This is a genomic window from Streptomyces daghestanicus, from assembly GCF_020521275.1.
Classification (GTDB): domain Bacteria; phylum Actinomycetota; class Actinomycetes; order Streptomycetales; family Streptomycetaceae; genus Streptomyces; species Streptomyces griseoviridis.
In genome coordinates this window covers 1275842-1289325 of the sequence record NZ_BNDX01000008.1, presented here as the reverse complement: position 1 = coordinate 1289325, position 13484 = coordinate 1275842, and the positions used below count along the sequence as shown (strand labels likewise).

15 protein-coding genes are annotated in these 13484 nt (G+C 73.8%); 7 read left to right on the top strand and 8 right to left on the bottom strand.

Annotated features, from left to right (window positions below):
• Positions 1 to 10: 10 nt before the first annotated feature.
• Complete coding sequence (locus Sdagh_RS15220; protein ID WP_190008477.1) at positions 11 to 1288, top strand: thymidine phosphorylase; 1278 nt, start codon at positions 11 to 13, stop codon at positions 1286 to 1288.
• Between the two features lie 94 nt (positions 1289 to 1382).
• Positions 1383 to 1967, top strand: a complete 585-nt coding sequence (locus Sdagh_RS15215) for a Uma2 family endonuclease (RefSeq protein ID WP_190076744.1) — start codon at positions 1383 to 1385, stop codon at positions 1965 to 1967.
• 6 nt (positions 1968 to 1973) lie between these two features.
• On the opposite strand, the gene Sdagh_RS15210 is transcribed toward Sdagh_RS15215, so the two are convergent.
• Positions 1974 to 2894, bottom strand: a complete 921-nt coding sequence (locus Sdagh_RS15210; protein ID WP_190076745.1) for an AEC family transporter — start codon at positions 2892 to 2894, stop codon at positions 1974 to 1976.
• 182 nt (positions 2895 to 3076) lie between these two features.
• On the opposite strand from Sdagh_RS15210, the gene map reads away from it, so the two are divergent.
• Entirely contained in the window at positions 3077 to 3853 is a 777-nt protein-coding gene (gene map, locus Sdagh_RS15205) for a type I methionyl aminopeptidase (RefSeq protein ID WP_189417539.1), read from the top strand.
• 69 nt (positions 3854 to 3922) lie between these two features.
• A complete protein-coding gene (locus Sdagh_RS15200; protein WP_226535137.1) occupies positions 3923 to 4255 on the top strand; it encodes an STAS domain-containing protein in 333 nt (110 codons plus the stop codon).
• Here the strand turns inward: Sdagh_RS15200 and Sdagh_RS15195 are convergent.
• Positions 4148 to 5152, bottom strand: a complete 1005-nt coding sequence (locus Sdagh_RS15195) for a sigma-70 family RNA polymerase sigma factor (RefSeq protein WP_189417533.1) — start codon at positions 5150 to 5152, stop codon at positions 4148 to 4150. The two genes, Sdagh_RS15200 and Sdagh_RS15195, sit on opposite strands and share 108 nt — an antisense overlap.
• 163 nt (positions 5153 to 5315) lie before the next feature.
• Positions 5316 to 6593, bottom strand: a complete 1278-nt coding sequence (locus tag Sdagh_RS15190) for an MFS transporter (protein ID WP_189417531.1) — start codon at positions 6591 to 6593, stop codon at positions 5316 to 5318.
• A 63-nt stretch (positions 6594 to 6656) separates the two neighbouring features.
• Between Sdagh_RS15190 and Sdagh_RS15185 the strand changes: the two genes are divergently transcribed.
• The gene (locus Sdagh_RS15185) at positions 6657 to 7607 is read left to right on the top strand and encodes a LysR family transcriptional regulator (protein ID WP_190076746.1); all 951 of its coding nucleotides are present in this window, start codon (positions 6657 to 6659) and stop codon (positions 7605 to 7607) included.
• 71 nt (positions 7608 to 7678) lie between these two features.
• Here Sdagh_RS15185 and Sdagh_RS15180 read toward each other — a convergent pair whose 3' ends face one another.
• On the bottom strand, positions 7679 to 8437 hold the full coding sequence (locus tag Sdagh_RS15180) for an alpha/beta hydrolase family protein (RefSeq protein WP_189417527.1): 759 nt from the start codon (positions 8435 to 8437) through the stop codon (positions 7679 to 7681).
• Between the two features lie 140 nt (positions 8438 to 8577).
• Between Sdagh_RS15180 and Sdagh_RS15175 the strand changes: the two genes are divergently transcribed.
• Together Sdagh_RS15175 and Sdagh_RS15170 are read left to right on the top strand one after the other, a co-directional pair.
• A complete protein-coding gene (locus Sdagh_RS15175) occupies positions 8578 to 9696 on the top strand; it encodes an adenosine deaminase (protein ID WP_189417525.1) in 1119 nt (372 codons plus the stop codon).
• 177 nt (positions 9697 to 9873) lie between these two features.
• On the top strand, positions 9874 to 10242 hold the full coding sequence (locus Sdagh_RS15170) for an ATP-binding protein (RefSeq protein WP_189417522.1): 369 nt from the start codon (positions 9874 to 9876) through the stop codon (positions 10240 to 10242).
• A gap of 98 nt (positions 10243 to 10340) precedes the next feature.
• Here the strand turns inward: Sdagh_RS15170 and Sdagh_RS15165 are convergent, their stop codons facing one another.
• The 4 genes from Sdagh_RS15165 to Sdagh_RS15150 all read right to left on the bottom strand — a co-directional run bounded on the left by Sdagh_RS15165 (position 10341) and on the right by Sdagh_RS15150 (position 13479).
• Positions 10341 to 10544 carry a PspC domain-containing protein gene (locus Sdagh_RS15165; protein ID WP_189417520.1) on the bottom strand — a complete coding sequence of 68 codons (204 nt, stop codon included), beginning with the start codon at positions 10542 to 10544 and terminating at the stop codon, positions 10341 to 10343.
• 93 nt (positions 10545 to 10637) lie between these two features.
• Positions 10638 to 11189, bottom strand: a complete 552-nt coding sequence (locus tag Sdagh_RS15160; protein WP_189418020.1) for a VanZ family protein — start codon at positions 11187 to 11189, stop codon at positions 10638 to 10640.
• Positions 11190 to 11282: 93 nt separating this feature from the next.
• Complete coding sequence (locus tag Sdagh_RS15155; protein ID WP_189417518.1) at positions 11283 to 11888, bottom strand: hypothetical protein; 606 nt, start codon at positions 11886 to 11888, stop codon at positions 11283 to 11285.
• Positions 11889 to 11892: 4 nt separating this feature from the next.
• Positions 11893 to 13479 carry an ATP-binding protein gene (locus Sdagh_RS15150; RefSeq protein ID WP_190008486.1) on the bottom strand — a complete coding sequence of 529 codons (1587 nt, stop codon included), beginning with the start codon at positions 13477 to 13479 and terminating at the stop codon, positions 11893 to 11895.
• Positions 13480 to 13484: the final 5 nt, after the last annotated feature.

The window sequence follows — 13484 nt, the reverse complement described above, 5'->3', positions numbered from 1 at the left end:
AACACCCGTCATGGACGTCATCTCCGTCATCCGCACCAAGCGCGACCGCGGTGAACTCAGCGACGACCAGATCGACTGGGTCATCGACGCGTACACCCGCGGAGCCGTGGCCGACGAGCAGATGTCGGCGCTGGCGATGGCGATCCTGCTCAACGGCATGAACCGCCGCGAGATCGCCCGCTGGACGGCGGCGATGATCGCGTCCGGCGAGCGGATGGACTTCTCCTCGCTCTCCCGGCCGACCGCCGACAAGCACTCCACCGGGGGCGTCGGTGACAAGATCACCCTGCCGCTCGCGCCGCTGGTCGCGGCCTGCGGCGCGGCCGTCCCGCAGCTCAGCGGCCGGGGCCTCGGCCACACCGGCGGCACCCTGGACAAGCTGGAGTCCGTCCCGGGGTGGCGCGCGCTGCTCTCCAACGACGAGATGCTGGAGGTCCTGGACTCCACCGGCGCGGTGATCTGCGCGGCCGGCGACGGGCTGGCCCCCGCCGACAAGAAGCTCTACGCCCTGCGGGACGTGACCGGCACGGTGGAGGCGATCCCGCTGATCGCCTCGTCGATCATGTCGAAGAAGATCGCGGAGGGCACGGGCTCACTGGTGCTCGACGTGAAGGCGGGCAGCGGCGCCTTCATGAAGACGGTGGAGGACGCGCGCGAACTGGCGTCCACGATGGTCGGCCTCGGCACCGACCACGGCGTCCGCACGGTCGCCCTGATCACCGACATGTCCACGCCGCTCGGCCTGACCGCCGGCAACGCCCTGGAGGTCCGCGAGTCGGTCGAGGTCCTCGCCGGCGGCGGCCCCGCGGACGTCGTGGAACTGACCCTCGCCCTGGCCCGCGAGATGCTCGACGCGGCGGGCGTCAAGGACGCCGATCCGGCGAAGGCGCTGGCCGACGGCTCCGCGATGGACGTCTGGCGCCGCATGATCGCGGCGCAGGGCGGCGACCCGGACGCGCCGCTGCCCACGTCGAAGGAGCAGCACGTCGTGACGGCCTCCGCCACCGGCGTCCTGACCCGCCTGGACGCCTACGGCATCGGTGTCGCCGCCTGGCGCCTGGGCGCGGGACGTGCCCGCAAGGAGGACCCGGTGCAGGCGGCGGCGGGCGTGGAACTGCACGCCAAGCCCGGCGACGAGATCCGCGCGGGCCAGCCCCTCCTCACCCTCCACACCGACACCCCCGACCGGTTCGCCTACGCCCTGGAGGCGATCGGGGACTCCTACGACATCGCCGCCCCGGGCACCGAGCACACGCCGTCCCCGGTGGTCCTGGAGCGCATCGGCTGACCTGGCGATCGCCCGATCGGACGAACGGGACCGGTGGACCACCGCCGGTCCCGTTCGGCATGCTGGGATCGGTGATGACCGTTAGGAGACGGCCGTGAGCGCACTCACCGTGAGCCAGGACCCCGAGCAGAGCTGGGACGATCTCGTCCGGTTCTGGGAGGAGATGGAGTGGCCCGAGGGCAGCAAGGTGGAGATCATCGAGGGGATCATCACCGTGTCACCCGCTCCCGCTGTCCGTCACAACGTCATCGCGGCGCGTATCGCACGTCGCCTCTACCCGGTGATCTCCGAGGACTGGGAGATCTTCCAGACACTCGCGATCGCTGTGCCGTCCCGTCTCGGCATGCTCATCCCCGACCTCGTGGTGGCTCCCGTGCCGGATGACGGCGAGTCCGACAGCCACATCCCCGCGTCCCTCGCCGAACTCGTCGTCGAGGTCACCTCCAGGTCGAACGCGCGCCACGACCGCGTCACCAAGCCCGCCGCCTGTGCCACCGCCGGCATCCCCCTGTACCTGCTGGTCGACCGTTGGGCTCCGGGTGGACCGACCGTCACGCTGTACGGCGAACCGCGGGGTGACGTCTACCGCACGCTGCACGCGGGCAGGTTCGGTGATCCGGTCGAGCTGCCCGCACCCTTCGGTCTGCGGCTCGACACCAGCGAGTTTCCCACCGGCTGACCGGCGTCACCCCAGTACCGCCGCCACCCCCACCAGGACCGGGACCGCCGTCACCGTCGAGACCAGGACGGCGTCGCGGGCCAGGCGTTCGCCGACGCGGTAGGCGGAGGCGTAGGTGTACATGTTCTGGGCGGTCGGGAGGGCCGACGTCACCACCACGTCCAGCAGGTGCGCGCCGCGCAGGCCGAAGACGCCGGCGGCCAGGGCCCAGGCGACGGCGGGCTGGCCCACCGACTTCAGGGCCACCGCCAGCAGGACGGGGGAGCGGTCCGGGCCCCGGAAGGGCATCGCGCTGCCGCACAGGGAGATGCCGAACGCCATCAGGACCGCCGGGACGGACATGTTGCCGATCAGGGTCAGCGGGTCCATGACCGGCGCCGGCACGTGGACGCCGAGCGCGGCCACCGCGACGCCGGTCAGCGAGCCCAGCGCTATCGGGTTGCGCAGCGGGGCGAGCAGCCGGGACCAGGGGGAGCCGGAGCGGCCGTCGCCGGCCTGGTCGAGGAAGGCCATCCCGACCGGTGCGACCACGACGAGCTGGAAGAGCAGCACCGGCGCCACCAGCGACGCGTCGCCCAGCACATACACGGCGATCGGGATGCCGAGGTTGCCGGAGTTGACGTAACCCGAGCACAGGGCGCCGATCGTGGTCCGGCCCACGCCCCAGCGGCGTACCACGCCGACCGTGACGAAGACGCCCGCGACCGCCGCCGTGCTGAGCGCCGTCACCAGCAGGCTGCTGGAGAAGACCACCGACAGGTCGGCCTGCGCGCAGGTCGTGAACAGCAGGGCCGGCGAGGCCACGTGGAAGGCGAGCCGGGTCAGCACCTCGCGGCCCTGGTCGCCCAGATAGCCGCGCCGGCCGAGCAGATAGCCGACGGCGATCACCACCGCGATCACCGCGAAGCCGGTCAGCACGCCCTGCACGGCACCCCCCGAACGGCGGGTACGGCGGCGGGCAGAGCACGGGGAGGGGATGCGTGGGGCATACAGCGAACCCTCTGACACCAGGCATGCCCAGGTCAACGCCGGTCTTCCGTGCGGGCCATTCAAATACCGGTATAGTATGGCCGGTATAGTTATTGGAAGCGTGTGAAAGGCGCCGACGCGTGATCGAGATCCTCAACCCCACCCTGCTGGACCGCGCGCGGGACACCGGCGCGCTGGTCGCCGACATCCTGCACACGCTGAAGGGCCGCAGCACCGTCGGCACCAACCTCCTCGACATCGACCGCTGGGCCAAGGAGATGATCCTCGACGCCGGCGCCACGTCCTGCTATGTCGACTACGCGCCCTCCTTCGGCCGCGGCCCCTTCGGGCACTACATCTGCACGGCCGTCAACGACGCCGTGCTCCACGGACGGCCGCGGAACCAGACCCTCGCCGACGGCGACCTGCTCACCCTCGACCTCGCCGTCTCCCTCGGCGGGGTCGCCGCGGACGCCGCCATCAGCTTCCTGGTGGGCGAGGCGCGGCCCGAGGAGAGCGTGAAGCTGATCGACACGACCGAGCGCGCGCTGGCCGCCGGGATCGCCGCCGCCGGGCCCGGCGCCCGCATCGGCGACCTCTCGCACGCCATCGGCACCGTCCTGAAGGAGGCCGGATACCGGGTCAACACCGAGTTCGGCGGGCACGGCATCGGGTCCACGATGCACCAGGACCCGCACGTCCCGAACACCGGCCGCCCCGGCCGCGGCTACCCCCTGCGCCCCGGCCTGCTGCTCGCCCTGGAGCCGTGGGTCATGGCGGACACCGCCACGCTCGTCACCGACGACGACGGCTGGACCCTGCGCAGCGCCACCGGCTGCCGCACGGCCCACAGCGAGCACACCATCGCCATCACCGAGGACGGCGCCGAGATCCTCACCCTGCCCACCCGGGCCTGAGCGCGCCGGCGCCGATGAGTTCCGCCCCGGACCCCGGTCTACCGGGGCGTGGATGCCGAGACACCTGCCGTGCTCGCGCTGCCGGGGCCCGTCTCCCGCCAGACCCTGCCCCGGCTCTGCGCCGACGTACGCGCGCTGCTGGACGCCACCCGGGCCGGGGTGGTCGTCTGCGACGTCGGCGGGCTGGGGCCGCCCGGGCTCGCCGCGGTCGACGTGCTGGCCCGGCTCCAGCTGGCCGCGCTGCGCCACGGGGGCCGGATCAGACTGCGCGCTCCCGATCCGGCCCTGCGCGCCCTACTCGCTCTGGTCGGCCTCCGCTTCGAGGTGGAGGGGGAGGCCGAACAGCGGGAACCAGCGCGCGGTGTCGAGGAAGCAGTGGAACCCGGTGATGCGGCCCGCTGAGATCTCCAGCACCTGCACCGCCCACGGCGAGAAGCCGCCCGCCTCCGGGTCCGGCTTGTAGTGCGCGAAGGCCGGCAGCCCGTTGGCCCGGACCGGCACCAGGCGCGAGCCCGCGCAGGACGCGCCGATCGTGGTCATGAAGCCCGTGATGTCCGCCGGACCCGCCAGCCACAGGTCGAACGGCGGCATCGTCATCACCGCGTCCTCGTGCAGCAGCGCGGTCAGGGCCGTCATGTCGTACCCCTCGAACGCGGCCACGTACCGGTCGAGGAGCTTGCGCTGCTCCTCGTCCAGCGGGTCGGACACCTCCCCGGCGGGGCCCTCGCCGTCCCGCTCCGCCAGCGTGGCGCGGGCCCGCTGGAGCGCGCTGTTGACCGACGCGACCGTGGTGCCGAGCAGCTCGGCGACCTCGCTCGCCCGCCAGGCGAGCACCTCGCGCAGGATGAGCACCGCCCGCTGCTTGGGCGGCAGCCGCTGGAGGGCCGCCATGAAGGCGAGCCGCACCGACTCCTTGGCCACCGCGGCCTCCGCGGGGTCGTCGGCCGCCGGCAGCATCCGGGCGTCCGGCATCGGCTCCAGCCAGGTGTGGTCCGGCCGGGGCGACAGGACCGCCCGGGCCAGCGGGGTGGCCTCCGTCAGGTCCATCGGCCGCGCCCGCTTGCTGCCCGCGCTCAGCATGTCCAGGCAGACGTTGGTCGCGATGCGGTACAGCCAGGAGCGGAGACTGGAGCGGCCCTCGAACTTGTCGTAGCTCCGCCAGGCGCGGACCAGGGTGTCCTGGACCGCGTCCTCCGCCTCGAAGGAGGAGCCGAGCATCCGGTAGCAGTACCCGGTCAGCTCGACCCGGTGCTTCTCCAGTGCCGCGTCCAGCTCCGGCGCCGCCGTGCCGTTGGTCATCGTCCACCCACCCCTGTGGAGTCCTGCCGCGCGCGTCTTCGCGCCCCGCACTCCGGAAGCTACCGCAGCGCACCGACAATGGCGCGCAGAGTGCGGAAAGCAGCAGGTCAGGGGCGCGGGGAGGCAGGGCGGCAGGTCGGGGGCGGGCCGGGGGCGGGGGAGGTCAGGCCGTCGCGGGAACCCGCGCGGCCTGCCGGCGGGCCGCCCGCGTGCCGAGCAGCGTGATCGCCACGACGCCCGCCATCGCCACCAGCCCGACGCCGACCGTCCCCGGCCAGCCCCCGGCGTGGAAGGCCGTCGCGCCGGCCGTGCTGCCCACGCTGGAACCGATGTAGTACGCCGACTGGTACAGGGCCGACGCCTGTGCCCGGCCGTGCGTCGCCGTCCGGCTGACCGCCGAGGAGGCCACCGAGTGCCCCGCGAAGAAGCCCGCCGTGATCAGGACCAGGCCCAGCAGGACGAGCGGCAGGGTGTCCGCAAGCGACAGCAGCAGACCGGCCGCCGTGGTGCCGCCCGCCAGGTACAGCGCCCCGCGCCGTCCCAGCCGGCCCACCAGCCGGCCCGACGTGGACGCCGAGACCGTGCCGACCAGGTACACGAGGAAGATCGAGCCGACGATGCCCTGCGGCAGCGAGAACGGGTCCCCGGTCAGGCGGTAGCCGATCACCGTGTAGACGCCGCCGAAGACCGTCATGAACAGGGCGCCGATCGCGTACAGGCGCCGCAGCAGCGGGTCGGAGAGGTGGTCGCGGACGGTCCCGGCGAGGACCCGCGGGCGCAGCGACCCCGGGCGGAAGTGCCGCGGCCTCGGCAGCAGCATCCGGAACGCCACCGCACACCCCACGGCCACCACGCCGATCACGCCGACGGCCACCCGCCAGCCCCACTCCTGCGCGACCCAGCCGGTGATCACCCGGCCGCTCATGCCGCCCACGCTGTTGCCCGCGACGAACAGGCCGATCGCCGTCACCAGCGCCTTCGGGGTGACCTCCTCCGCGAGGTACGCCGTCGCCGAGGCCGGCAGCCCGGCCAGCGCCGCGCCCTGCACCGCGCGCAGCGCGACCAGCGCCGGCAGCGAGGGGGCGAAGGGCACCAGCAGTCCGACGGTCACCGCGACCGCGAGCGCGGCCGTCATGACCGTACGCCGGCCGAACCGCTCCGACAGGGCGCTCATCGGGAGGACGAACACCGCCAGACCGCCGGTCGCGGCGGCCACCGTCCAGCTCGCGTCGCCCGCCGACACCCCCAGGTCACCGGAGATCAGCGGCAGCAGGGCCTGCGTGGAGTACAGCAGCGCGAAGGTGGCGACGCCCGCGAGGAACAGGGCGAAGCTCATGCGGCGGTAGCCGGGCCCGCCCGGGGCCACACGCGAGTCGGGAACATCGGCGACGGGTGCGGCGGCGCCCACGGTGGTGGACGCCCCGGTATCGGCGGGAGTCATGCCCACGACCGTAGGAGCCCCGCACTCATCCGTCCAATGCACGGAACGTCCATAATCGTTCCCATGGCGCATCAGCGAAGCTCACAGCGGCGGCTGTCACGGGACAGTGACACAGAAGACATCGTCGCGCTGCTCGCGCCACGCCTCGCGCACTTCGCCGGCGTGGCCCGCACCGAGCACGTCACCCGTGCCGCGCGGGAGATGAACGTCCCCCAGTCGACCCTCTCCCGGGCACTGGCCCGCCTCGAACAGGACCTCGGCGTCGACCTGTTCGCCCGGCACGGCCGCACCCTCTCCCTCACCCCCGCCGGGCACACCTTCCTCGCCTCCGTCGAACGCGCCCTCGCCGAGATCGAGCGGGCCGCCGACGCGGTCCGCGCCGACGCCGACCGCACCACCGGCAAGGTCGCCTTCGGGTTCCTGCACACCCTCGGTGTCGAGACCGTCCCCGGACTGATCCACGCCTTCCGCGCCGACCACCCCCGCGTCCGCTTCAGCCTCGTCCAGAACTACGGCGAGGCCATGCTGGAGCGGCTGCGCGCCGGCGAACTGGACCTCTGCCTGACCTCCCCGGTGCCCGACGCCCCGGACCTCGTCGGCCGCCGCCTGGACGAGCAGCGGCTGCGCCTGGTCGTCCCCGCCGACCACCGGCTGGCCGCCCGGCGCCGGGTCCGGCTCGCGGAGGCCGCCGACGAGCCCTTCGTGACCCTGGAACCCGGCTACGGGCTGCGCCGCATCACGGACGCGGTGTGCGAGGAGGCCGGGTTCCGGCCCCGGGTGGCCTTCGAGGGCGAGGAGGCGGAGACGCTGCGCGGCCTGGTCGCGGCGGGCCTGGGCGTCGCCCTGCTCCCGCCGCCCGCCGTGCCCCGCCCCGGAGTCGCCGAACTGACGGTCACCGCACCGCGCGCGGTCCGGGAGATCGGCGTGGCCTGGCTGGCGGGGCGGACGGACACACCCCCGGTCGCCGCCTTCAAGGAGTTCCTGCTCTCACGGCGCGGCCGTCTGCTGCCGTGACGGGCGCGGGCACGGCGCGACCGGCCGTGGAGCCGCCCGCACCCGCCGGCGGACCCCGCACCGCTGCGGCGTCACCGCAGCGTCTTGCCGAACCCCACCGCCAGCGGCATCCGCAGCCCCAGCGGCGGCGGCGCCGCGAGCGCGTCCGTCACCGGGCGGGAGAACGGGCGGCCGAACAGCGCACCCATCGCGAAGTCCTCCACCAGCGCGGCCACTTCGTCCCGGAAGTGACGCAAAGCGTGCCCGTCGGAGTGCACTTCGAACCGGCACACGTCCCGGTTCGCCTTCTTCGCCCGCGCCGCCAGCCGGAACGACAGCTCCGGGTCGCAGCGCCCGTCGTCCGTGCCGTGCACGATCAGCACCCGGCGCCCGGAGAGCTGCTTCACCGGTTCGGGCGGCGCCGCCATGTCCTCCTCCGGCAGCCAGGGGGCGACCGCCACGACCGAGTTGACGGCCTCGTGCCCGCCCGCGCGCAGCGCCGCCCGCCCGCCCATGCCCACGCCGATCAGGCAGACCGGGACGTCGCCGTAGCGCCGTACGGCCTCCCCGGCGGCCCAGGCGGCGTCCCGGGCGAGGTGCGCCTCGCTGCCGTTCCACCCTCGGTAGCGGTAGTGCACGACGTGCGCGGCCAGCCCCTCGTCGCGGCCCGCCCGCGTCAGCCGCCGCCCCCACGCCCGCACCGAGGTTGCCGCCAGCACGGGGGACGGTCTGCGGCCGGAGACCTCGTCGCCCGCCGGGAGCAGCACCGCCACCCCGCTCACCGCCGCCGTCTGCGGACCCAGCGCCCGCCCCAGCCGGGCCTCGCGCACCGGCGTCGCTTGTTGTGCCATGGCAGAACAGTGTCAGAAGCGCGGGTGTCCGCCATCCGTATGCGCGGTCACCGTTACGTATCGGCCGGGTCCGGTGCCGCGCGGGCCGCCCGGTCCCGCGCACCCTCCCGATCTACGCGCGTAGGAGTTAGAGTGCGGAAATGACGAGCCAGACCACCGCGAAGTCCCCGACGCCGGACCGGATCCGCCGGGCGCCCAAGGTTCTGCTGCACGACCACCTCGACGGCGGGCTGCGCCCCGCGACCGTCGTCGACCTCGCCCGCGAGAGCGGCTACCCGGCGCTCCCCGAGACCGATCCCGACCGGCTCGGGCGCTGGTTCCGCCAGGCCGCCGACTCCGGTTCGCTGGAGCGGTACCTGGAGACCTTCTCGCACACCGTCGGTGTGATGCAGACCCGTGCCGCGCTGGTCCGGGTGGCCGCCGAGTGCGCCGAGGACCTCGCCGCCGACGGGGTCGTCTACGCCGAGGTGCGGTACGCGCCCGAGCAGCACCTGGAGGGCGGCCTCACCCTGGAGGAGGTCGTCGAGGCGGTCAACGAGGGCTTCCGGGAGGGGGAGCGGCGGGCCCGCGAGGCCGGGCACCGCATCCGGGTCGGAGCCCTGCTCACCGCCATGCGGCACGCCGCCCGCTCCCTGGAGATCGCCGAACTCGCCAACCGCCACCGCGATCTCGGCGTCGTCGGCTTCGACATCGCCGGCGCCGAGGCCGGCTACCCGCCCACCCGGCACCTCGACGCCTTCGAGTACCTGAAGCGGGAGAACAACCACTTCACCATCCACGCCGGCGAGGCGTTCGGGCTGCCGTCCATCTGGCAGGCGCTCCAGTGGTGCGGCGCCGACCGGCTCGGGCACGGGGTGCGCATCATCGACGACATCCAGGTCCACGACGACGGCACGGTGAAGCTCGGACGGCTCGCCTCCTACGTGCGGGACAAGCGCATCCCGCTGGAACTGTGCCCCAGCTCCAACCTCCAGACCGGGGCGGCGTCCTCGTACGCCGAGCACCCCATCGGGCTGCTGCGCCGGCTGCATTTCCGGGCCACGGTGAATACCGACAATCGGCTGATGTCCCACACCAGCATGAGCCAGGAATTCGAGCACCTTGTCGAAGCGTTCGGTTACACGCTCGACGACCTCCAATGGTTCTCCGTCAATGCGATGAAATCGGCCTTCATCCCTTTCGATGAACGACTGGCCATGATCAATGACGTGATCAAGCCCGGATATGCCGAGCTGAAGTCCGAATGGCTGTTCCAGTAGACCGCTCCGGCCTGCGGTGACGCGGGGAACGGGTGGGCGGAGGCGGTGATCGGTCTTCGAGGGCGCGAATCGGCTTTCACCATTCGTTCGCATTTCGATGTTTGCGGCCGGTGACGGCGCGTGTTTACGGTCGAGGACCGCTCTCATCCCCGACGAACCGTTTCGAGGACGCATTTCATGAAGCAGTCTGCTGCCAAGACCCTCGGTGTCGCCGTTCTCGGTGCCGCCTTCGCCGCCGCCGGCGCGGGTGCCGCCAGTGCGGCCCCCGCGGTCCCGGACCTCGCCCAGACGGCCGACGGCGTCGCCCGGACGCTCCCGGCCGAGACCGTCGCCCAGGCCGCGCCCGGCGCGGGCAACGCCCTCGACGCGGGGCGGCGCGCCGCCGGCACCGGTCTGACCGCCGCGCAGCCGGTCGTCGAGCAGCTCGTCGCCGAGCAGCTGGCACACGGGCCGACCAAGCCGGTCGCCGGACTGCTCGGCGGCCTCCCGCTGAGCGGCCTGCCCACCGGCGGTCTGCCGGTGAACGGCCTGCCGCTCGGCGGCTGAGCCCGCCCCTCCCGACGTGCCGACGGGGCGCACCCGGTCCGTGCCGGGTGCGCCCCGTCGGCGTACCAGTACCGGAGGGAGAACTCCTCGCGGAGGTGTCACCAGGCCGTGCGGGCCGCCTTCTCCTCCGAGGGGAGGAGGATCCACAGCGCCAGGTAGAGCAGGAACTGCGGGCCGGGCAGCAGGCACGAGACCAGGAAGACGACGCGCATGGTGGTCGCGGAGGTGCCGAAGCGCCGCGCCAGCGCGGCACACACCCCGCCGATCATGCGGCCGTGGGTCGGGCGGGCAAGGCGGGACATGGCGGCTCCTTCGTGAGCGTCGGTCCGAGGCGCCCCCGTCGGTCGCCTCATCTGCCTTCCACGCTACGGGGACGAACAGGGCGAAGCATCGCTCTACGGGGCGATCCCGACCCTGGGAATCGTCGGGGTCCGACCCTGAGAGGGCTCCTCCTGCGGTACGGCCCCGGGCCGCCCGGCCCCGGCCCTGCGACGGAGCCAGGCCCGGCCCGCCGGCACCACGGCGAGGTGCGCCAGGGCCACGCCCAGGGTGTTCAGCAGCAGGGAGTCGATGTCGGCGACCCGGCCGGGCACCCCGGTCTGGAGCAGCTCGATGCCCAGCGACAGCAGGGCGCCGGCGGCGGTGCAGCGCAGCAGCGAGGCCGGTGCCGAGACGACGGTCCGCCCGTCCACCATCGGCAGCAGCACCCCCAGCGGCGCCAGCAGCCCGAGGCCCCCGCCGATGCACCGGACCGCCTCCGGCCAGCCCAGCGCGGCCTCGGCGCGGATGCCCGCGAAGGGACGCGGATTGGCGGGCGTCACCCAGGGGACGTCCAGCGGACGCAGCGTGAGCCAGGCGACGACCACGAGGTGCGCGACCAGGAGGACGCCTCCCGTCGCGCGGATGCGGAGCGCGGCGCTGCCGCCGGAGAACCCTTGACGCTGCACGCCCCCGTAGACGCGGCGCCCGGCGCGCGCGGTTCCGGAGTCTCCCCCGGACGGGTGAGTCATGCGCCACACCTCGCGGCCGGGCCCCCGCCGTCAGCCCCCGGTGACCACGGCGGACGGCGGTTCGTTGCTGCCCGGCCGGGTGCGGACCTCGTCCGTGCACGTGTACCGGCGCGGCGCCCGCTCGTCCGGCCCGGCGAGGATCACCGAGCCGTCGTCCTCGGCCGCCTCGGACCCGGCGACGGTGCAGACGACCTGGGCGAGGGCGTACGAGGTGAGGTCGCCGGGCGCGGTGCTCAGCCGCAGGGTGCCCGCGGGGTCGCCCGCGCGCGGCCCCGACACGGTGATCCCGCCCGGCACGTCGGTGGTGTACCGGGCCTCCGTCTCGGCGGCCGAGGGCGGCGCGGAGAGCTGGGCCAGCAGCCCCTTGGCGACCAGGACCCGGCGCTCGGCGCCCGGGGTGCCGTCCGGCACCCGTACCGTCCGCTCCACCGTCACCAGCGACGAGCCGCAGAGCAGCAGGACCCGCACGGCCGTGCCGGTGGTGGTGTCCCGGGCCGCCGCGTCCGGCTCGGCGAGCGAGCAGCGCACCCGGGAGGGCGCGGGCCCGAAGTCCGTCGGCACCTCGGTGGCCCGGATGCCGCACCCGGCGAGGGTCGCGGCGAGCACGGGGAGCGCCAGCAGGCGGCGTACGGTCATCAGCTCAGCCCTGTCCCTTCGCGTCCTTGGCCCCGCGTCCGCCCCGGGGGTCCTCGGCGTCCCGTTCCGCCAGCTCCGACGCGTCCCGGGGCAGCCGCAGCGTGAACTCCGCCCCGCCGTCCGGGGAGTTGCCGGCCGTGATCTCGCCGCCGTGGATGTGCGCGTTGGCCAGGGCGATCGACAGGCCGAGGCCGCTGCCCTCGGAGCGCGGCCGGGAGGCGCTGGCCTTGTAGAACCGGTCGAAGACGTGCGGCAGGACGTCCTCCGGGATGCCCGGCCCGTGGTCGCGGACGGCGATCACCACCGCGTCCTCGGCCGCCCGCACGGAGACCCGCACCGGCGACCCGCCGTGCTTGAGGGCGTTGCCGATCAGGTTGGCCAGGATGACGTCGAGGCGGCGCGGGTCGAGCCGGGCGTGGATGCCGCGCGGCGCCTGCAGCTCGACGGCGTCCAGCCAGGCGCGGGCGTCGACGCAGGCGGTGATCTGGTCGGCGACGTCCACGTCGTCCAGGACCAGCCGGGCGGTGCCCGCGTCGAAGCGGGTGACCTCCATCAGGTTCTCGACGAGGTCGTTCAGCCGCCGGGTCTCGCTGACCACCAGCCGCACGGCGGGCTCGATCATCGGGTCGATGGTGCCGCCGTCGGCGTCCAGCTCCTCCTCCAGCACCTCCGTGACGGCCGTGATCGCGGTCAGCGGCGTACGCAGCTCGTGGCTCATGTCCGCGACGAACCGCCGGGACGACGCCTCCCGCGCGGCCATGTCCTCGACCCGCTTCTCCAGCGACTCCGCCGCGTTGTTGAACGTCCGCGACAGATCGGCGAGTTCGTCGGTGCCGGAGACCCGCAGCCGGGTGTCCAGCTTGCCCTCGCCGAGCCGGCGGGCGGCGGTGCCCAGCCGGTGCACGGGCTTGAGCACGGTGGTCGCGAGGGCCTGCGCGAGCAGCGCGGAGCCGATCAGCGCCAGCGCGGTCGCGATCCCCAGCGACCAGGCCAGCGAGTCGATGTCCTTGGCCTCCGGCTCCAGCGACTTGAGCATGTACCCGGTCGGCCCGCCGCCGATCACCCGGCTGCCCGCCACCAGGTACGGGGTGTCGTCGACACTGATCCGCTGCCAGTAGAGGTGGTACGCAGACTTGTTGGCACCGGTGACCTTCTGCTTCCGGTCCACCGCCGTACGCAGCGACGCGGGCACGTCCGCCAGCGAGAACCCGGCCGGCTCGCCCGCGCTGCCGTACACGGTCTTCCCGGTGCTGTCCTCGGCGACCAGCAGCACGCCGAAGCGCTGGCTGCTGTTGGCCATCTGACCGGCCGTGTGCTGCAACTCGTCCTGGGTGGGGTGCTCCGGCAGCGAGCCGGCCCGGTTGCGCATCTCCTGCTCGAAGTCGCCGAGCACGGCGTCCTGGGCGCGGGTGAGCACGGCCTCCCGGTTGAGCCAGTACGCGATCCCGGACGCGGAGACGGCGGCGGTGAGCGCCACCAGGCCGAAGACGACGACCAGCCGCAGCCGCAGGCTGGTGAGGCGCAGCCGCGACCGGACGCCCTTGCGCGCCGCGGACCAGCCGCGGGCACCGGCCGGCCGTTCCTGTGTCACCGAGG

What these genes read in the sequence shown, in the direction of transcription:
- Sdagh_RS15170 (WP_189417522.1), top strand. Translation starts at nt 9,874, where the DNA reads ATGAAGCAGTCTGCTGCCAAGACCCTCGGTGTCGCCGTTCTCGGTGCC.
- Sdagh_RS15175 (WP_189417525.1), top strand. Translation starts at nt 8,578, where the DNA reads ATGACGAGCCAGACCACCGCGAAGTCCCCGACGCCGGACCGGATCCGC.
- Sdagh_RS15195 (WP_189417533.1), bottom strand. Translation starts at nt 5,152, where the DNA reads ATGACCAACGGCACGGCGGCGCCGGAGCTGGACGCGGCACTGGAGAAG.
- Sdagh_RS15180 (WP_189417527.1), bottom strand. Translation starts at nt 8,437, where the DNA reads ATGGCACAACAAGCGACGCCGGTGCGCGAGGCCCGGCTGGGGCGGGCG.
- Sdagh_RS15190 (WP_189417531.1), bottom strand. Translation starts at nt 6,593, where the DNA reads ATGACTCCCGCCGATACCGGGGCGTCCACCACCGTGGGCGCCGCCGCA.
- Sdagh_RS15220 (WP_190008477.1), top strand. Translation starts at nt 11, where the DNA reads ATGGACGTCATCTCCGTCATCCGCACCAAGCGCGACCGCGGTGAACTC.
- Sdagh_RS15165 (WP_189417520.1), bottom strand. Translation starts at nt 10,544, where the DNA reads ATGTCCCGCCTTGCCCGCCCGACCCACGGCCGCATGATCGGCGGGGTG.
- Sdagh_RS15185 (WP_190076746.1), top strand. Translation starts at nt 6,657, where the DNA reads ATGGCGCATCAGCGAAGCTCACAGCGGCGGCTGTCACGGGACAGTGAC.
- Sdagh_RS15155 (WP_189417518.1), bottom strand. Translation starts at nt 11,888, where the DNA reads ATGACCGTACGCCGCCTGCTGGCGCTCCCCGTGCTCGCCGCGACCCTC.